This window comes from Thalassomonas actiniarum, from assembly GCF_000948975.2.
Classification (GTDB): domain Bacteria; phylum Pseudomonadota; class Gammaproteobacteria; order Enterobacterales; family Alteromonadaceae; genus Thalassomonas; species Thalassomonas actiniarum.
In genome coordinates, this window is the sequence record NZ_CP059735.1 from 5,112,335 (window position 1) to 5,130,310 (window position 17,976).

Consider the following 17,976-nt stretch of genomic DNA (forward strand, 5'->3'; position numbering starts at 1 on the left):
TATTTACAACTTATCTGTCTAAGGGAGCTTCGGCTCCCTTTTTTATTTTTAAAATAAACCTTGTTCTTAAGACAGCCAACTCGGTTCGAACTTCTGCTGCTGTTATGCCCTCCTGCACTCCCTTAACCTTCAGCCGCTAATCTTGGGTCTTTAACAATTCCATATAAGAAATGACAGTTCTTTACATTAAAATTAGCTATTCTGTTTGACTAATATCTCGCCATACGATTTAATTAATCACATGATTAATTAAATACTGATAACCGAATGTCAGATAAGAGAAACCAGACAAGCAGCAAAGGCCGCCCGGTCGACAGCAAAAAGCAAGCATTGCAAAAGCAAAAATTACTCGATGCCGCATTAGCCCTGTTAAGTGAAAAAAACTTCAGCGAAATCACCATACGTGAATTAGCTAAAGTGGCCGGAGTGAACTCCGCTATGGTCAGTTATTACTTTGATAACAAAGAAGGTTTATTTATTGCCTTATTAGAGCAGCTCTCGGATAAAGAATTTAGCCGCCTCGGCAATTTACGCCAGGAAAAGGAGCCGATAAAAGCTGTGATCACTTTTATGCTTGGCATGATCAATCAAAACCCGGGATTGATGAAACTGGTACACAGTGAAGCCATGTCCCCGGATTCAACCTTAGGGGCCGCCATGATCGAACGCTTTCCCAAACGCATGGCGGCTCTTTTACCCGATCTTATCGCTGCTCAGCAGGCGCAGGGAAAAATACGTCCTGACATTAACCCCAAGTATGCCGCCTTTTCTTTGATCAGCTTAATCGTCACCCCTTTTATCGTTACCCCGATACGGGAGCAGGCATGGCAAATCACAACCCCGGAACTCAACACCCCACAATGGACTGAGCATATTTATCAACTTTTTATATTCGGAATGACTAAAGGGCCAGCCCAATGAAAGCATTGCTAAAATCCTTCTTAAAGACAAAGTTTGCCTTACCCGCGATACTCGCCGCCGGTATTGCCTTAATGATGTTGATCGTTAAACTGCAGCCGCAAATGAAACACGATCCCCGGGCCCGGCCTTCGGTGCCGGTAGATACCGTGACCGTAGCCGAGCATATGATCCGTCCCGCCATCACCGGCTTTGGCACGGTTGAGCCGGATCTGACCCTGCAAGCCAAAGCGGAAGTTTCCGGGCGCATCACCTATATTCACCCGGAATTAAAAATCGGTGAAATTCTGGCTAAAAACACTGTGCTGCTGCGCATCGACGACAGGGATTACCAGCTCAATTTAAAGCAGGCACAGGCGGATCTGTTGTCCAGCCAGGCCAGTTTAAAGGAAATGGAACTGACGGTAGAAAACAACAAGCTGGATCTGAAACTGGCCAACGAAAAACTTAAAGTTCGGAAAAAAGAACTGGCCCGCCTGGAAAAGCTGCGCAAGTCCGGCGCCGTTTCCCTGTCGACCTTAGACGCCGAAAGACAAAACATGCTGCAGCAACAGCAGGAAGTGCAGCAGCTAAAAAATACCCAGATCACCCTGCCCTCGGATATCGAAGTCTTACAGGCGAAGATTGAAATTTCACAGGCACAGTTAGAGCAAAGTAAGCGCGATCTGGCCCGCACCGAAATCCGCCTGCCTTTTAACGGCCGCATCAATGCGGTAAGCGCCGAGCTCGATCAGTACGTCAGCACCAACACCCTGTTATTCGAGGCTTACGGCATAGATAAAATGATAGTCAATGCCCAGTTTTCCCTGCAGCAGTTTAGCCAGATTGCCGCCAGCTTTGACCGCAGCCAACTCAATTACGAAGACTTATTGTCAGACAGGACAATGAGTGACATCTTCAGCTCCCTCGGCCTGAGCGCCACCTTGTATGCTGCCGGTAACGAGTCTCTGAGCTGGCAGGCAAAAGTAGAGCGTCTGTCCGGCAGCATAGATTCCCAAACCCGCACCCTGGGGGTCGTGGTCAGTGTTGAAGGCGTTTATAAAAATATAGATCCCGGCGTCAAGCCCCCCTTGCTGGCAGGCAACTATATGAAAGTGAACCTGCACGGCGCACAAAAGCAATTTGTGATCGCCCCCAGGTTTGCCCTGCACCAGGGACAAATTTACCGCGTGGGTAAGGCAGATACCCTGGAGCGTCTCGATCTCAACAAAGTCCAGCTGCAGGGAGAGCTGGCCCTGTTTACCGATACCCTTAAACCGGGAGACAAGATCATTACCTCGGATGTTTTCCCCGCAGTACAGGGCATGAGCCTGTCTCCGGTCAATGACCAGGCCCTGCAACAGCAACTGGATACCTGGGTGAGGAAAGCGCAATGATACGTTATTTTACCGCCCATCCTACGGCGGCCAACTTATTGATGCTGCTGCTGATATTTATGGGCATCAGCGTCTTACCGGATATCAAGCGGGAAACCTTCCCGGAAGTCAAAGCCTACTCGCTGCAGGTCAATGTCCCCTATCCGGGAGCAACGCCTGTGGATGTCGAGCAGGGGATCTGTTTGCCGCTCGAAGATGCTCTTGACGGCATCAGCTTTATCGAGGAAAAAGTCTGTGAAGCCAGGCAAAATCTCGGCTTAATGACAATAAAAATGCTCGAACAGGGGGATTTTGTTAAATTCACCGATGATGTTAAAACTGCCATCGACGGCATCAACGAATTTCCCGATAACGCCGAAGAACCAGTGGTGACGGAAAAAGGCCGTACCCAGCATGTGATTTCCATCGCCTTAACCGCAGACTTGCCGAGATCTGAACTTAAAACCCTGGCGGAAAACCTCAAGCAGCGCATCCTGCAGCACCCCCAAATCCCGCTGGTGAAGATCAGCGGTTTTTCCGAGCGCCAGCTCAGGGTGCAGGTTTCCCAGGAGAACCTGCGCAGTTACGGTCTGGATCTGCAGCAGCTGGTAAGCCTTATCAGCAAACAGGATCTTGACTTGCCGCTGGGTTCGATTGAAACCGAAAACAGCGAAACCCAGCTACGTTTTAGCGACGAAAGACGCAGCGCCCTGGATCTTGCCCAGCTGGTGATCTTAACCGGTGAACAAGGCAATGAAGTCCGGCTCGGGGAAATCGCCACCATAATCGACACCTTTGAACTGGCTGAAGACAAGGTAGAGTTTAACGGCCGCCCCGCCGCCCTGCTGAAAATTGAAAAAAATACCATAGACGACAGTTTGGATGTGCTGGCGGCGGTGGAAGAGATCATCAACACAGAATCCGCCCGCCTGCCTGATGGTGTTTCCCTCGATATTACCCAGGATGCCACCAGCATAGTCAAAGATCGCATCAATATGCTGCTCACCAATGCCTGGCAGGGACTGCTGCTGGTATTTGCCACTATGTGGCTGTTCTTTACCGTGCGTTATGCCTTCTGGGTGGTGATGGGGCTGCCGGTCTCATTTTTAGCCAGTGCCTTTGTACTCGGCCATATGGGCATCACCATCAATATGATTTCCATGGTCGCCCTGTTGCTGGCGCTGGGTATCTTAATGGATGATGCCATCGTCATTGCCGAGTCTATAGGCACCCAGCTGAAAAAAGGTTTAAAACCCATGGAGGCAGCAATAAAGGGCACCAAAATCGTGGCCCGTGGGGTTGCCTCTTCCTATGCCACCACTTTGTGTATTTTTATCGGCCTGGTTTTTCTCCAGGGAGATCTGGGGCAGATCCTTAAAGTGATCCCTATCGTGCTAATTTCGGTGATTTCCGTTTCCCTGATCGAAGCATTTTTTATCTTACCCAACCATTTGCACCACTCCCTCGCCCATGGCGAAAAGCAAAAACCGTCCAGGTTCCGTGTTAAGTTCGAGCAGAAATTCGAACACTTAAGGACCCGCACTTATGTGCTGGTGGAAAAAATCATTCATTACCGCTATGCCTTTATCGGCGCCGTACTGGCCTTTTTCCTGTTATCGGTAAGCATGCTTGCCTCGGGCATATTACAGTTTTCCGCTTTTCCCAATGTTGAAGGGGACAGGCTGCAGGCACAAATATTAATGCCGGCGGGCACGCCGTTAAAGCAAACCGAGCGTGTGGTTGAGCAGCTGTTAACGGCGCTTGATAAAACCTCGCAGGAACTCCAGGCAGATGAAGATCATACCTTAGTCAAATCATTTGCCGTGAGTTTCAACCAGAACTCGGATGCGTTCGAATCAGGTCCTCATCTGGCCACCATAGATGTCGACTTGCTGTCGGCAGAAATACGCAATACCAAGATGCAGCATTTTATCAACCGCTGGCGGCAAAGCAGCGGTATTATCCCGGACGCCCTGACCTTATCCTTTAAAGAGCCGAGCATAGGCCCAAGCGGCAGGGCTATCCAGATACGCCTGACCGGCAATGATCTCAACGAGCTGGCAAAAGCCTCGTTTGAACTGCAAACCTGGCTGTCCGGTTATCCCGGGGTTAACAACCTGTTGGACGATCTCAGACCCGGCAAGCCTGAATTTACCCTGAAATTAAAGGACGGCGCCTATAACTTAGGCATAGATGCCCGGACCATAGCCAACCAGGTCAGAAGCGCCTTCCAGGGCAACAAGGTACTGGAAACCAATGTCGATCTGGAAACCTTCGAAATTACCGTAATGTTAACCCCCGAGTCCCGGGATGAATTTGCCGATTTCGATAATTTCCCGATCATACACCCCACCAGCGGCGCCATTATCCCCTTGTCGGCGGTGGCCAAGATCACCGCTACCCGCGGCTATTCACGCATCGGCCGCTACAACAACCAAAGGGCGGTCACCGTCTACGGGGATATCGACGGCACAGTCAACAACACCCAAAAAGTGATGAAAGATCTGACCAAACGCTGGCTGCCTGATTTCCAGCAAAGATATCCGGATATTAAGCTGAGCCAGGAAGGGGAAACCAAGAACTCTGCCATTACCCAGCAATCCATGGTGCAGTCGTTTGTTTTTGGTATCTTAGGAGTGTTTTTACTGCTTTCCTTCCAGTTCCGCAGTTATATCGAACCTGTGATCGTGTTGGTGGCAATTCCGCTGGCAATGATAGGCACCATCTGGGGCCACTTGCTTATGGGGCTAAGTTTTACCATGCCTTCGATGCTAGGTTTTGTTTCCCTGGCGGGTATTGTCGTTAACGACTCGATATTGCTGGTGGAGTTTGTCAAAAAACGGGTGGAAGAAGGATATTCGGTACACCAGGCGGCAGCCAAAGCCAGCTACGACAGGTTCCGGGCGGTATTCTTAACCTCAGTCACCACTATCGCCGGGATGACACCGCTGTTGTTTGAAACAAGCCTCCAGGCGCAGATATTGATCCCGCTGGCCACCAGTATCGTCTTCGGTATTGCCACCTCCACTTTGCTGGTGCTGTTTGTGTTGCCTTGCCTGTACACCATACTGGAAGATTTTGGTTTGGCTAAATCAAAAAAAGAGCAGCATTTGGATGAGGTCGCGGCAGATGCCGTCACTTAGCATTAGCTGAACATTCACTAAGCAAGCGCCGAAGAAAAAGCCAAGTTTCGTACCGTTCAAGCCGCCGCAACCTTTGCCGGCGGCTTTTTTAATGTCTCCAGATTTATTTAGCCATCTAAACCGCTAAAGCTTGCCAGTGATAAAAATAACCAGTACACTGCCGCCCTAAGATGGTGTTTTCTTTAGGCTTCGATTGTTCTTTTTCCAAAGTGAAGCCGCATAAAGCAAACTTAATAGGGAACGTGGTGCCTGTCTTAAGGTCTTTACTTTAAAACATTAATCCACGGCTGTACCCGCAACTGTAAACAGGGCTGATAATACAAACCACTGGCAAAAGCCGGGAAGGGTATTGTCGGGTTATCCCTAAAGCCAGGAAACCTGCCATTGAAAACTTATAAACTAAAGGTGCGGGCCTACACCTTGAGTGACAATTCATTGACTTTTCAGTGCTATTTGTACTCTCTTCCTGCACCTGCTAGCTTAAAACATTAGATTCAAGGCCGGGGCAAAAGATGTTAAGCCAGACAATTGATCACACAATATCGGCAGGTACAAGTTAATGCCGGCCCTGATTAACCTGGACAAGCTTGGCTGGGCAGTCGGCGATAAGCACATCCTCAAAGATATCTCGCTGGCAGTGGATAAAGGCGAGGTATTGGGTATTATCGGCCCCAACGGCGCCGGTAAAACCAGTTTACTCAATTGCCTGCTCAACCAGCAAAAAGACTTTACCGGCTCGGTAAACTTTAAAGGCAAAAATATCAGCACTTACGCCCCTCGGGAACTGGCGAAATCTTTTGCCCTGGTGGCACAAAAAACAGCCCCGGTCTTTAACCTTTCGGTATCCGATATCGTGCGCATGGGTTTATTGCCCCATAAAACCCTGTTTAGCCTGGACAATGATTTTGATAAACATCAAATTGAGCTGGCGCTGGAAAAAGTCGGCTTAGCGAATAAAATCCATGATGCCTTTAATACCCTATCCGGCGGTGAGCAGCAGCGGGTATTGATCGCCCGGGCCTTAGTGCAAAGGGCCGAGGTCTTGGTTTTGGATGAACCCACCAACCACCTGGATGTCTATTACCAGCACCAGATATTAGACTTGGTAAAAAACTTAAATATCACTGTGGTAATGACGGTGCATGATTTGAACCTGGCCGCACAATATTGCCGCCGTTTACTCTTGCTCGACCAGGGTCAGGTTATTGCCGATGGTCCCCCTGAAAAAGTACTGGGCAGTTCACTGTTAACACAAGTCTTCCGCCTTAACTGCCAGCAGGAGTTAGATCCCGTAACCGGAAAAACCCGGGTTTATTTTCACTTGCCCAAACACAGTACTAAGGCAAGGAATACGGGAGAAGCAAACCAATGAGCCAGGCCCGGTTGAACCGCATACCGATAAAGTTATGCTTACTGACATTATTATGCCTGAGCAGTATCGGCGCCGCCCTCACCTTTGGCCCGGTTGATATCGGGGCGCAGCAATTGCTTACCTGCTTCACAGCCTCCTGCCCGACACCTGTGATCGATATGGTGGTCTACCAGGTTCGGGTGCCCCGCATCCTGGTGGGCTTAGTTGCCGGTATGGGCCTGGCCATAGCCGGGGCTATTTTACAAAATACCACCCGCAATCCGCTGGCAGACCCTTACCTGTTCGGCATAGTCTCAGGTGCGGGCCTGGGCGCCACTATCGCCAGCATCACCCTGGCTAACATGCTGACCCTGGCACTGCCGCTGGCGGCATTTCTCGGCGCTTTATTTGCCGTCATCATAGTGGTGTTAATTGCCAAAGCCCTGCAGCGCATGGAGCAGCTGTTGTTGGCGGGGGTCGCGGTTTCTTTTATGCTCGCTTCCATCAGCCAGTTCCTGCTTTACCTGGGGGAGCCCTTTGCCACCAATAGGGTGTTATTCTGGTTAATGGGCAGCCTGGCCCGGGTCGAGCTGACAAATTTCTATGTAATAAGCGCGGTTTTAGTGTTTGCCCTGGTGGTCATTCTCGCCTTTCATCGTCATATCGATGCCCTGTTGCTCGGCGATGAAAGCGCCGCCAGCTTAGGAGTCAATGCCGACAAACTCAGGTTGATGATGCTGGCCCTGTGCGCGGCATTAACCGCCACTATCGTCGCCTACTGCGGCGGTATAGGTTTTGTCGGTTTGATGATCCCCCATATCGTCAGGCAAATCCTCGGCGTCACGACTATCCCTTTGATTTTAGGTTCAATGCTTATCGGCGGTACCTTTATTCTCTGGGTCGATATTATTGCCCGCACCGCGCTGGAAAATGTCGAAATTCCCATCGGCATCATTACCTCCGCCACCGGCAGTATTTTCTTTTTATTGATCATGTACCGAACCCGAAAAAATTAGCAAAAATGACCCATAGTTATTAGCAAGGTTATTGAAGAAACAACAGCAGGAAAACGTTATGGCTACTTCAAACGATAAAGCACAACAGCATCAGCAAAGGATGCAGCGCACCAAGGAAAAGGTGGATGCGAAAATCGACAGCGCCCAGCAGGAAAAAGGCTTATTTATCGTGATCACAGGCAACGGCAAGGGCAAGTCGACTTCCGGCTTTGGCACGGTTGCACGCGCGGTAGGCCATGGTTTAAATGCCGCCGTAGTGCAATACATCAAAGGCAGCTGGGCCTGCGGCGAACGGGAATTGCTGGCTAATGCCGGGGTGGAATTTCATGTTATGGGCACGGGGTTTACCTGGAATACCCAGGATAAAACCAGCGACATTGCTGCAGCCAGCAAGGTATGGCAGGAAAGTAAACGTTTACTCAATGATCCCCATATCGACCTGGTATTGCTGGATGAACTGACCTATATGCTCACCTATAAATACCTGGATCTGGATGAAGTGGTCGAAGCCATCCGCAATCGTCCGAAAATGCAGCATGTGATCGTCACCGGCCGCGCCTGCCACAGAGCGTTGACGGATTTGGCCGATACCGTCAGCGAAGTACGCTCGGTCAAACACGCCTTTGATGCCGGGGTAAAAGCACAAAAAGGAATTGACTGGTAATGACCTTGTTCAAAGCGGTATCCGTAAAAGTTTCCCGGGTGATAACCCTGGCAACCATGTTATTGACGAGTTCTTCCCTTGCCGCCAAGCCACAGGAGGCAAAAAACACACCATTACCAAAAATTATCGCCCTCTCTCCCCATATCGTTGAGATGCTTTATGATGTCGGCGCAGGCGAACAAATCATCGCCACCACAGACTTTGCCGACTATCCCGAACAGGCCAAAAACATTCCCAGCATAGGCAATTATATCCGGCTGCAGCTGGAAAAAGTGATCGCCCTGCAGCCTGACTTAATCATTGCCTGGAAAAGCGGCACCCCCAGCGATGACCTGGCCAGGTTAAGCCAACTCGGCTTTAAGGTGGTGTATTCCGAGCCGAAAACCTTTCGCGATATTGCCAAAGAGTTGCGCCGGTTCGCCGATTTATCCGGCCACAGCGCGCAGGGCCAGCAAGTAGCCGAGGAATTTCTTAAGCAGCTTGGCGATATTAAAGACCGTTACCGGGATAAACCAACCATCACCGCCTTTTATGAATTATGGTCAAGGCCGCTCACCACAATAGCCAGGGGCAGCTGGCCGCAGCAACACCTGAATATCTGCCGCGCCGAAAACCCGTTTAAACAGGTAAGCAGCCCGTACCCCCAGGTCAATATCGAGCAGGTATTAAAAACCCCGATACAAGTCATCATCCAGCCGCTGTCGGTCAACCAAAAAGACAAAGAAGGCTTTAACTGGCATGACTGGCCGACGATACAGGCGGTGAGTGAAAACAATATAATCACCCCGGATGCCGACGCCCTGCACCGCATGACGCGCCGCAGTTTGCTGGCCCTGGATAAACTGTGCCTGGATATCGACAAGGCACGACAATCTTATTTATCCGGCATATAAACAGGAAAACGAACGACATTAAGCGCCCGGGAATACCAACCCGGGCATCAATCTGATATCAGGTGCTGCTGCCAGGACACCGGCTTATTTTTCAAATCAGCCAGCTTGGCCGCAGTGAAACGGGAAACAGGTGTAATACCTTTGGTATGAATCCTGTACTGCCCCCGCAACGGTAATTCACTTTACTTTACCGGCAAAGTGATAAGTCCGGAGACCGGCCAGGTATCGTTAATCACATCAAGCACGGTGGGTGCTTCATTGAGGAAAATATGAAAAAAACCATACTTGCATTAAGCGTTGCCAGCGCATTGACATCAACGCTTGCTGTTGCAGCAGCCGATAGCAGTTCAGCCAAGAGCGGCATTTCGGTGGATGAAACCCTGGTGGTGACGGCAAACCGCATCCGGCAAAACAGCGCCGATATCTTAAGCAGTGTCAAAGTCATCACCCGGGAAGAGATAGATTTATCGCCGGCCCTTTCCATCGCCGAACTGATCAACGATGTCAACGGCTTTCAATTATCCCAAAACGGCGGTATTGCCCAGACAACCGGCATCTTCAGCCGGGGCACCAATGCCGGCCATACCTTAGTGGTTATCGACGGGCAACGTATCGGCTCTGCCACCTTAGGCCTGGTAGAATTTGCCAATATTTCAACTGACCAGATAGAAAGAGTAGAAATCATCAAAGGCCCGAGGGCATCCCTGTGGGGCTCTGATGCCATCGGCGGCGTGATCCAGATTTTTACCCGGCAGTTAAACGCCGGAGAGCTGGCCCTTGATTTGTCTGTTGGCAACCAGTCACAACAACAAGGCAGTTTAAGCAGTGCTTTTAGCCATGGCGACGGCAAAACCACCGTCACTTTATCCGCAAAATCCGCCGAAGGTTATGATGTTCTGGACAACGCTGAGCCGGATGACGACGGCTATCACAGAGAAGATATTTCCATCATCGGCACCCAGAATATTAACCCACAATGGCGGGTAAACTGGCTGGCAAAATATAACCAGGGACAAAGCGATTATGACAGCGCCTTTGGCGGCAACAATAAAAGCGAGCTGGAAACCAAACAATGGCATTTAGCCGCCGTTCAGGACACAGGGCTCTGGTATCAGGAATTCTCCTGGGGACAGCAAATCGATGAATCCATCAATTTTATTGAAGGCGGCAACAAAAAAGACGGCAGCTTTTTTGAAACCAAACGCCTGCAGGCCAACTGGCTTGGCAGCTACCAGGTTTCTCAGGCATTAACCACCACCTTAGGAGTGGACTTAACCCGGGAAGAAGTCGATACCAAAGCAAGAGCAAACAATCAACCGGGATACGATAAAACCGAGCGTGATAAAAAGGCGTTATACGGCCATATCGCCTACGATGAAGAAACTATCCTGCTTGACGGTGCACTGCGTTACGATGACATTGAAGGCATAGACAATAAATTTACCTATAATGCCAGTGCCGGATTACGCTTTGGCGACCAGTCACTGATCAGCATCAACTTAGGCCGGGGCTTTAAAGAGCCAAGCTTTAACGACCTCTACTACCCGGAAGATGCCTTTTCTTACGGCAATCCCGAGTTAAAAGCGGAAACCTCCAACAGCGCCGAAATTTTACTTAAAACCAGTGTTGCCGATATCCAGACCGAGCTGAGTGTCTATAAAACCAAAATTGATGATTTGATCGAATGGGTGCCGGATGAAAACTTTAAATACAATCCGTTAAATATTCATAAGGCCACCATCAAAGGGGTCGAATTAAATTTGGCAGCGGATCTGTTCGGTTTCACACAATCCCTGCAACTGGGCTACCTGGATGCGGTTAATGACGGCACTAACAAGCCGCTGATCCGCAGGGCGAAACATACCGCCCGTTATCAAATCAGCCGGGATTTTGATAACCTGAACCTGCTTGCCAGCGTCGATTATCAAGGGAAACGAGAAGATACCGAATGGCCAAGTACAACAGAATTGCCCAGTCATACCCTGGTAAACCTCAGCGCCGCCTATAGCTTTAACAGCCAGTGGAAGTTAACGTTAAAAGCCAATAACCTGTTCGACAGAGATTATGTCACCAATAATCATTATGTCGGCCAACCGGCGCAATATTTATTGACCCTGAACTATCGCCAGTAATTAGTGCGAACTACTTTTTACCGTTCAAAACGTTAAACCCGAAGCCGCCAGGCTTAGGGGATTAACGCAAAAAGCCCGCGATGCGGGCTTTTTATTGCTATGAAATATGCTTGGTGCTTACTCAGGTTTCCTCCCTTAATTAAGGTTAATCTGCAAATGTAATTTTTTCAGATCGCCGACAAAATCACTGCTATCCACGTTTTTACTCTCAACTTCCTGCTGCTTTGCCTGCTGATAGTAACGGATATAATCCTGGTAATCCGAACTGCTCATGCTGCGGATAAGTTCAATATCGGTGAGCTGGACATCGGTATCATCATTGATAACATCTTCATAGCCAGACAAAGGCACCGAACTTGGCAAAACGCCCTCATCCGGGCCATAACTGGTCCATTTGACCGGAAATAAACCGATACCGGCATCATAAGCGGCATAGGTATAAGTGATCACCGCCAGCGGATAATTGCCCGCCCCGCTGTAATCGTAACTGCCGTCACTGCCCAGCTCGGAAAAGTTTTCATCATCGACATCGGGCTTATTCTCGGAAACTTCCACTTCAAATGACTGGCTATAATCACTGGAGATCTTTTGATGGCTGGCCTCGGTTAAGGTGGTCCCGAAAAAGGTATCTTTTAACTGGTACACACGACTGGTCTGGCTGAAATAATCCGCTTCGCTGCTATACAAATGGCTGTTGAATAAAATCAGACTGCTATCGCCTTCTGCGACCGTAAGCGGAAAATGCTTACTGCCCTGGATAATTTGCGCCGAGAACATCAGCTGCTGCTCATTTTCCAGCGCTATTTCATCGGCAACCTCTACCGCAGAAAACTCCCACAACAAGTCTTCGTTGGCATCGAAATTATCATGGATATCCGCAGCCCCTATGGCATCTCCGGCGTTATCTGTACCCAGCACCATAAATGACTGCACCGGCCAGGCTTCACCGCTAATGCGGCAGGCTTCAACATCCCGGTATAAAGTCGTTTGCTCGTCCACTTCCTCAAAGCCGGCATAAGGCAATGAACTGGCCACCAGTTCCCGGGTGGTGAACGACCTGTGCCTTAATTCCACATCCTGGGTCACACATTCACAACTGCTGTTATCCAACTGTTGATCATAACGTCCGTAATATTTTGCCGCTACCGAGCTGTCTGCCTGATAAAAACTGGTGATATCCAGCCCTTGGTGTTCATCTCCCTGCTGGTTTTTCGCCACCAGGGTATAGTTAATATTAGCCGTTGTGACATTAAAACTGATCACCCCGTTTTCATCCGGCAAATATTTTTCCAGCAATTGCCAGTTATCATCCTGTAACAATAATTCCACCTGGGTAAAAGCTGACTCCTTACCGCATTTATTGGTGATAAGCGAGGTCAGGGAGAAGGTTTGTTCCACCGGCTCAACCGGGGTTTTATCTTCATCTGAGTCTGAACTGCCGCAGCCCCCAAGCAGGGACAGCAATGAAAAAGCAAGTAAATATCGGTTATTGATCATAGGTTTCTTTGCACGGGAAATTGCTTGATGACAAAGATTATAAGATCGGAACCAAGAAGATGAAAAGTGAAAACCGCCGTAAAACACCAAGGATAACACTTTGATTACAAAATAATTTTCAAGATATACATAAGTATACCCGACAGTTACATTTAACTACATTATTTACACTTGTCAGAAAATTGCTAAGGCAAGTTACCCCCTGGGCTCAGCCGATAAAGAAAATACCCGCCAAAATCAACAGGGCAAAAAAGACGGTTTCCATCGTCATCAGAAAAACCGGTTTCCAGCCCACAGACACCACCTGTTTTAACGAGGTTTTCACGCCAATTGCCACCATAGACACCACCAGGGCACCGCCGGAAATGCTTTTGATCATTTCCACCAGGGGGGCAGGAATAAAACCTAAATTGTTCACCAGCGCCAGGATAAAAAACGCGATTAAAAATCCCGGAATAAAGCTGGTGACACCGCCACTTAAACGCGAACTTTTCTCTTTAAAAGCAAAAAATATCATCACCACTATCGGCAAAAGCAAGGCCACCCGCAGCAATTTAATGTAAGTGGCAATATCCCCGGCTTCGGTGGAAACGGAGTAACCCGCCCCGACCACCTGGGCAACATCGTGAATGGCGCCGCCGATAAAAACCCCTGCCTGTTCATCGCTAAGTCCAAGAAAGTCAGTAACCAGGGGATAGGTCAACATGGCCAGGGTACCTAGCGCGGTAATGCTGATCACCGTCAGGGCAAAGAATTTCTCCTGATGGGCTTTTTTCGGCAAGACAGTGGAAATGGCCGCGGCCGCAGAAACCCCGCATACCGCCACCGCCCCACCGGAAAGTACCCCGAAGACTTTAGGCAACCCCAGCAAACGTGCCAGGAAAACACCGAAAAAAATAGTGACCAGCATACTGCCAACAACGATCAGCGGCGGCATCACCCCCAGTGAAACAATATCGGCAAAGGCGATGCGTACTCCCAGCAAGGCCACGGCAAAACGTAAAACGGCTTTACTGCAAAAGTCTATACCTACCTGGTGTCTTTTAGAGTCATATAAAAAATGCAGCGCCAAACCAAGCAAAAGGGCAAATAACATCACAGGTGCCTGGTAACGATGCGCCAGGGCATTGGCGGCAATGGCAATAATGGCGCAGACAAAGATCCCGGCATAATGGGATTTAACAAAAGCTAACATAGTGACAGTTACCGGCAAATGATTTGGCTAACATGAATTAGCCTTAGTGTATCACGGGAAAATAGAGTTTTAACAAGAGATTAAACACAAGCTAAAGTGCAACTTATCTCAGGACGATACACATGTACAACCCCTGCTCCAGCATATCCATATGCCCGCAGGATTGCTTGCAGGATGTAAGTACTTAGCTTATGCCGGGAGCACATAAGCTGAAATACATCCGTGTATAAAAAAGGCGTGGGAGATGTGCCCACGCCGTTTTTGCTTATGATCATTGTAATTAAGACAAAAAACCTTGCCCGGATATTAATTGGGCTTAGTGCAATTGTGCGCTGTGGCGGATTTTTCAATATCCACAACCTGGGCTTGCCCCTCCTGATCTATGATGAAATTAAAACATGTCAGGGTATCGCAATAATAACAATAGCCCTTGGCTACCATCAGGCAACGTTCTGCCGATAAGGTAGAAATAGACCCGTGGATATCATCAGGCCGGATAAGCTGCCCACAATTGCCACACTGTCCGTTAAGGCCGTTAAACACTAATCCGTTAGTAAAGGTGTACGGTAATTGCTGACTAATCGGTTGACTCTGACTCCATTCAAATTGCTCTATTTGAAGTGGTTTGTTCATACAACTACTACCTAAACTACATCGCAGATTTACGACCCTCTTAGTATAGAACAGGAACTGGATTTTGATGGCATAGCTTATATGGCTGCAAAAGTGAAGTTTAAGCCTGCTTTATCTTTCCCGGCAGGAACAAAAAACAATGTCAGCTCTTTATCAGCCAAATCTTATGATAAATAATCAATTTCTAACTATTTGATTGGTGTTTAAACAAGCCCGATGCCCTTAAGATAAGATTTACTATAATAAGATAAAAATTAACTTTCGCTTATTATGAAGCCTTACCTAAATAACTTCCTGTTCAGTCTTGGCCTGGTGAGCATTTTATTCCATCACGCTAAAGTTCATGGAGAAACAATAAAGGCCATCTTACTTTCCGAGGCTAATCCCCCATATACCATCAGACAGAACGGCGAGTTTGGCGGTATCCATATCGATATTTTTTCCCGCTTATCTGCACTCACCGAGCACACCTTTACCATGCTTGCCTACACTCCGCCCCGGGCGGTAAAAGAATTTGATTTGGGCCGTGTCGATGTAGAGCCGGGCATCAACGAACTCTGGCGCCAATCCAGCCCGGTAAAAGCCTTGTATAGCATTGCTTATGCAAGCTCCACGGATCTTTTGGTCTTTAAAAAGCAAAACCGCCTGGCATTTTCAACACCGGCAGATCTCACCGGAAAAACCATAGGTGTGATCCGCAGTTATGCCTATCCCAAATATGAAGATGCTTTTAACTCAGGCGCCATCAAGCGGGTCGATGGCTTGTCAGAACTACATCTGCTGAAATTATTACAGGCAGACAGGGTAAAATATATCTTTATAGGCGCACAAAGCTATTATTATCATCAGAAACACCATCCGCAATATCGGGAATTTGAAGTCGGCGGGGTAATTAACCAGGTGGAGGTGAAAATGAGGCTCCACCCAAATAAGGCCTACCTGCTACCGCAATTAAATGATGCCCTCGGAATAATGATACGCCGGGGAGAAATTAAGGCGATTTATAACAAGTATCAATAAAACAATGACAGGAACAGCTGGCACTACAGCTTCTTTTATAATTTCACCGGTTATTATTGCAAAAATTTACTCGACGCCCATCGAAGTAACTGAACATCACTTTTGATCATTTGCTTATGCAGTTCATAAACAAAGTCCTGATAGCGGGCATCAGCTTCACGCATGGTACAGACGACTTCACCCTTGGTATTTTTAATCAAGCCATGATGATTAAATAAAGGAAAATCATCATCGGTATTATAAGCACGAAAATAATCATCTTCTAACGCCTCTCCCGCAGCATTTCTTACGGGATTACCCCAAAAAATATTCCAGCGCTTGCCTTTACAGCCTGTAATCCCGCGATCAAGCCCTGACAGAGTAACTTCAGCCAGCTCATCACGAATTTGTTGCGGGCTCATGATTTGGGCTTGCTTAATCTTATGGCATTCGCGGCTAAAGCCTGAGTTAACATAGGCTATTAACCTTGCTTCATCCGGCGGGATCAGGTCAATCTCATCCTTAATCATCTCGGTTAAGCCTTTACCGCTAACATAATTTTTCTCCTGCATATAATCGGTATACTTTTCAAAATCCCCCATGATTTCAACGATAGTCGGGCCATGATAAACAGGCACAACATGGGCCGGTACTCCAGTATCTTCTAATAAATGCATTATAGCCCCCAAAAACAATACTTTATGTTCCCACTTTTTATGGTTGATAAAATGTTCGTTAGCTTCAAGCCACAACCTGTCATAAGACTTATGTATAAGTCCCTGTTGTGTTTTTTCCGGTTGTTTTTTATTGGGGTTATAAAAGTGCCAGTTATCAATGCGGTTAAGTAAAGTAAAATAGCCCCTCTCTCCCGCTATTCCTTTATCCTCTCGAGTTAATGCGGAGCGACCTTCATCCATGGCGACATTAGCCCGTAAAATCCTTTTTTTAATCTCATCATGCCGGCGAAATGCTGAATCTTCGGGAAAACAGCGCTCAAAAGCGACGAATGACAGTTTACTGATGGGCAAGTGCCCGGTTACCGGCACCAAAGCAGAAACAACAGGCGAAAATAGCCCTATTGCTATTGTCAGCACAGTGTTTATCAATTTATTTCGCAAATTCAACATCCAGTGCACCATAATAGAAAATGACAGACAATTCCCGTCTGTCATTTCTTTCAGTATTAATTTGCCTCTGTCATCACAAAATATATCAGGGGCTAAGTAACATGAAGAAGGGCAATTAAGCCTTAACCGGAAGGCATCGCCAGAATAGCAGGAATATCCAGGGCATCCTGATAAATCACCAAAGCGGTTTCCTGTTTCATTCTCGCATATACCGCCATGCGATCGGCCAGCTCATTGCCTTCAATATTGGCATGCCCTTTTACATGACTGATAAAGAGCTGAGATTTCAGTTGTTCATACAGGGCAAAGCTGCGCTGAATTATCTCCAGATTTTTAATTTCCTCTCCCTTGCCCCGGGTCCAGCCCTTCGCTTTCCAGCCTTTGGCCCATTTGGTGATACAATCGATGGAATACTTGGAATCGGATAATATCTCTACCGTTTTTCCTTGCTCGATATAAGCTTGCGCCAATAACATAGACTCCAGGATACCGCCCAACTCTGCGGTATTATTGGTGCCCATAGGGTGGTATAAGCCGTATCTCAGCTGGGTTAATACCGAATTTTCATAAACGGCAAGCCCTGTGCCCGACTTACCCGGATTAGGCGAACAGGCGCCATCGCAATAAATTTGTACCTGCGCCGATTTGTTTTGGCTCTGGCCTTGATAGCCGGGTCCCTGAGCTTCTTTTTTGCCACTTCCTGTCCCCGATGCCTTACCCTTTGCCAATGATCTTTTCATCAAGGCCTTGGTATAAGATTGGGCAAATGCGGCTTCTGCTTCGGCTAAAGAAGGGAACCCCATGTATTGGGCGTCTGAGCGACCGTCAATTAAAGCTTTGGTTTCTCCCCAGGAAGTAAAGATCCCTGTTTTGGCTCCTTTCCAGACAACGTAAAATTTCTTACTCATTATTTTTTTCTGATCTTGGCTTGAATAAGCGGATGATAAAGGGCTTTGCTGCACTAACCAAGAAAAATCATCCCTGGCAGCAATAATCACCAGGATCGGGCTTTACCATTGAGTAATATTTGTTATGGTAATCAAGATGAATCAA

Annotated in this window: 15 protein-coding genes and 2 riboswitches; of the genes, 10 read left to right on the plus strand and 5 right to left on the minus strand. The window is 48.0% G+C overall.

The genetic code is table 11. The features are described 5' to 3' along the window. Positions 1 to 267: 267 nt before the first annotated feature. The 8 genes from SG35_RS22355 (at position 268) to SG35_RS22390 (ending at position 11,472) form a co-directional block, all read left to right on the plus strand. Complete coding sequence (locus tag SG35_RS22355; RefSeq protein ID WP_044830357.1) at positions 268 to 921, plus strand: TetR/AcrR family transcriptional regulator; 654 nt, start codon at positions 268 to 270, stop codon at positions 919 to 921. Continuing rightward, complete coding sequence (locus SG35_RS22360; RefSeq protein WP_044830358.1) at positions 918 to 2,294, plus strand: efflux RND transporter periplasmic adaptor subunit; 1,377 nt, start codon at positions 918 to 920, stop codon at positions 2,292 to 2,294. The genes SG35_RS22355 and SG35_RS22360 overlap by 4 nt, the downstream gene beginning before the upstream one ends. Then, positions 2,291 to 5,416: an efflux RND transporter permease subunit gene (locus SG35_RS22365; protein ID WP_044830359.1), complete on the plus strand. Its 3,126-nt coding sequence runs from the start codon at positions 2,291 to 2,293 to the stop codon at positions 5,414 to 5,416. The genes SG35_RS22360 and SG35_RS22365 overlap by 4 nt, the downstream gene beginning before the upstream one ends. A 176-nt stretch (positions 5,417 to 5,592) precedes the next feature. Then, positions 5,593 to 5,816, plus strand: a riboswitch (cobalamin riboswitch). A gap of 159 nt (positions 5,817 to 5,975) precedes the next feature. Then, complete coding sequence (locus SG35_RS22370; protein WP_044830360.1) at positions 5,976 to 6,788, plus strand: ABC transporter ATP-binding protein; 813 nt, start codon at positions 5,976 to 5,978, stop codon at positions 6,786 to 6,788. Beyond that, a complete protein-coding gene (locus SG35_RS22375; protein ID WP_044830361.1) occupies positions 6,785 to 7,783 on the plus strand; it encodes a FecCD family ABC transporter permease in 999 nt (332 codons plus the stop codon). The genes SG35_RS22370 and SG35_RS22375 overlap by 4 nt, the downstream gene beginning before the upstream one ends. Positions 7,784 to 7,841: 58 nt before the next feature. After that, on the plus strand, positions 7,842 to 8,447 hold the full coding sequence (cobO, locus tag SG35_RS22380) for a cob(I)yrinic acid a,c-diamide adenosyltransferase (protein WP_044830362.1): 606 nt from the start codon (positions 7,842 to 7,844) through the stop codon (positions 8,445 to 8,447). Next, positions 8,447 to 9,340: a cobalamin-binding protein gene (locus SG35_RS22385; RefSeq protein WP_053042715.1), complete on the plus strand. Its 894-nt coding sequence runs from the start codon at positions 8,447 to 8,449 to the stop codon at positions 9,338 to 9,340. Before cobO ends, SG35_RS22385 begins: the two co-directional genes overlap by 1 nt. An 89-nt stretch (positions 9,341 to 9,429) precedes the next feature. Then, a riboswitch (cobalamin riboswitch) is annotated at positions 9,430 to 9,577 on the plus strand. A 32-nt stretch (positions 9,578 to 9,609) separates the two neighbouring features. Next, entirely contained in the window at positions 9,610 to 11,472 is a 1,863-nt protein-coding gene (locus SG35_RS22390) for a TonB-dependent receptor domain-containing protein (protein WP_044830363.1), read from the plus strand. Between the two features lie 135 nt (positions 11,473 to 11,607). Here SG35_RS22390 and SG35_RS22395 read toward each other — a convergent pair whose 3' ends face one another. From SG35_RS22395 to SG35_RS22405, 3 genes are all read right to left on the minus strand, one after another. Further along, the gene (locus tag SG35_RS22395) at positions 11,608 to 12,969 is read right to left on the minus strand and encodes a hypothetical protein (RefSeq protein WP_044830364.1); all 1,362 of its coding nucleotides are present in this window, start codon (positions 12,967 to 12,969) and stop codon (positions 11,608 to 11,610) included. A gap of 208 nt (positions 12,970 to 13,177) precedes the next feature. After that, positions 13,178 to 14,164: a YeiH family protein gene (locus SG35_RS22400; RefSeq protein WP_044830365.1), complete on the minus strand. Its 987-nt coding sequence runs from the start codon at positions 14,162 to 14,164 to the stop codon at positions 13,178 to 13,180. Positions 14,165 to 14,470: 306 nt separating this feature from the next. Next, positions 14,471 to 14,797 carry a hypothetical protein gene (locus SG35_RS22405; protein ID WP_152646433.1) on the minus strand — a complete coding sequence of 109 codons (327 nt, stop codon included), beginning with the start codon at positions 14,795 to 14,797 and terminating at the stop codon, positions 14,471 to 14,473. Positions 14,798 to 15,067: 270 nt separating this feature from the next. On the opposite strand from SG35_RS22405, the gene SG35_RS22410 reads away from it, so the two are divergent. Beyond that, positions 15,068 to 15,817: a substrate-binding periplasmic protein gene (locus tag SG35_RS22410; protein ID WP_044830367.1), complete on the plus strand. Its 750-nt coding sequence runs from the start codon at positions 15,068 to 15,070 to the stop codon at positions 15,815 to 15,817. A gap of 53 nt (positions 15,818 to 15,870) precedes the next feature. Here the strand turns inward: SG35_RS22410 and SG35_RS22415 are convergent, their stop codons facing one another. Further along, positions 15,871 to 16,713 carry a hypothetical protein gene (locus tag SG35_RS22415; protein WP_152646434.1) on the minus strand — a complete coding sequence of 281 codons (843 nt, stop codon included), beginning with the start codon at positions 16,711 to 16,713 and terminating at the stop codon, positions 15,871 to 15,873. On the opposite strand from SG35_RS22415, the gene SG35_RS22420 reads away from it, so the two are divergent. Then, positions 16,712 to 17,023 (plus strand): hypothetical protein, encoded by a 312-nt coding sequence (locus tag SG35_RS22420; protein WP_152646435.1) that lies wholly within the window; start codon positions 16,712 to 16,714, stop codon positions 17,021 to 17,023. The genes SG35_RS22415 and SG35_RS22420 overlap by 2 nt on opposite strands. 22 nt (positions 17,024 to 17,045) lie before the next feature. Here SG35_RS22420 and SG35_RS22425 read toward each other — a convergent pair whose 3' ends face one another. Further along, positions 17,046 to 17,831, minus strand: a complete 786-nt coding sequence (locus SG35_RS22425; protein ID WP_044830560.1) for a ribonuclease H family protein — start codon at positions 17,829 to 17,831, stop codon at positions 17,046 to 17,048. Positions 17,832 to 17,976 lie beyond the last annotated feature (145 nt).

Bases quoted from the DNA above. Each gene is read 5' to 3' on its own strand.
- SG35_RS22385 (WP_053042715.1), top strand. From the start codon at position 8,447: ATGACCTTGTTCAAAGCGGTATCCGTAAAAGTTTCCCGGGTGATAACC.
- SG35_RS22370 (WP_044830360.1), top strand. From the start codon at position 5,976: ATGCCGGCCCTGATTAACCTGGACAAGCTTGGCTGGGCAGTCGGCGAT.
- SG35_RS22415 (WP_152646434.1), bottom strand. From the start codon at position 16,713: ATGGATGAAGGTCGCTCCGCATTAACTCGAGAGGATAAAGGAATAGCG.
- SG35_RS22360 (WP_044830358.1), top strand. From the start codon at position 918: ATGAAAGCATTGCTAAAATCCTTCTTAAAGACAAAGTTTGCCTTACCC.
- SG35_RS22395 (WP_044830364.1), bottom strand. From the start codon at position 12,969: ATGATCAATAACCGATATTTACTTGCTTTTTCATTGCTGTCCCTGCTT.
- SG35_RS22365 (WP_044830359.1), top strand. From the start codon at position 2,291: ATGATACGTTATTTTACCGCCCATCCTACGGCGGCCAACTTATTGATG.
- SG35_RS22400 (WP_044830365.1), bottom strand. From the start codon at position 14,164: ATGTTAGCTTTTGTTAAATCCCATTATGCCGGGATCTTTGTCTGCGCC.
- SG35_RS22390 (WP_044830363.1), top strand. From the start codon at position 9,610: ATGAAAAAAACCATACTTGCATTAAGCGTTGCCAGCGCATTGACATCA.
- SG35_RS22410 (WP_044830367.1), top strand. From the start codon at position 15,068: ATGAAGCCTTACCTAAATAACTTCCTGTTCAGTCTTGGCCTGGTGAGC.
- SG35_RS22420 (WP_152646435.1), top strand. From the start codon at position 16,712: ATGGCGACATTAGCCCGTAAAATCCTTTTTTTAATCTCATCATGCCGG.
- SG35_RS22375 (WP_044830361.1), top strand. From the start codon at position 6,785: ATGAGCCAGGCCCGGTTGAACCGCATACCGATAAAGTTATGCTTACTG.
- SG35_RS22355 (WP_044830357.1), top strand. From the start codon at position 268: ATGTCAGATAAGAGAAACCAGACAAGCAGCAAAGGCCGCCCGGTCGAC.
- SG35_RS22405 (WP_152646433.1), bottom strand. From the start codon at position 14,797: ATGAACAAACCACTTCAAATAGAGCAATTTGAATGGAGTCAGAGTCAA.
- cobO (WP_044830362.1), top strand. From the start codon at position 7,842: ATGGCTACTTCAAACGATAAAGCACAACAGCATCAGCAAAGGATGCAG.
- SG35_RS22425 (WP_044830560.1), bottom strand. From the start codon at position 17,831: ATGAGTAAGAAATTTTACGTTGTCTGGAAAGGAGCCAAAACAGGGATC.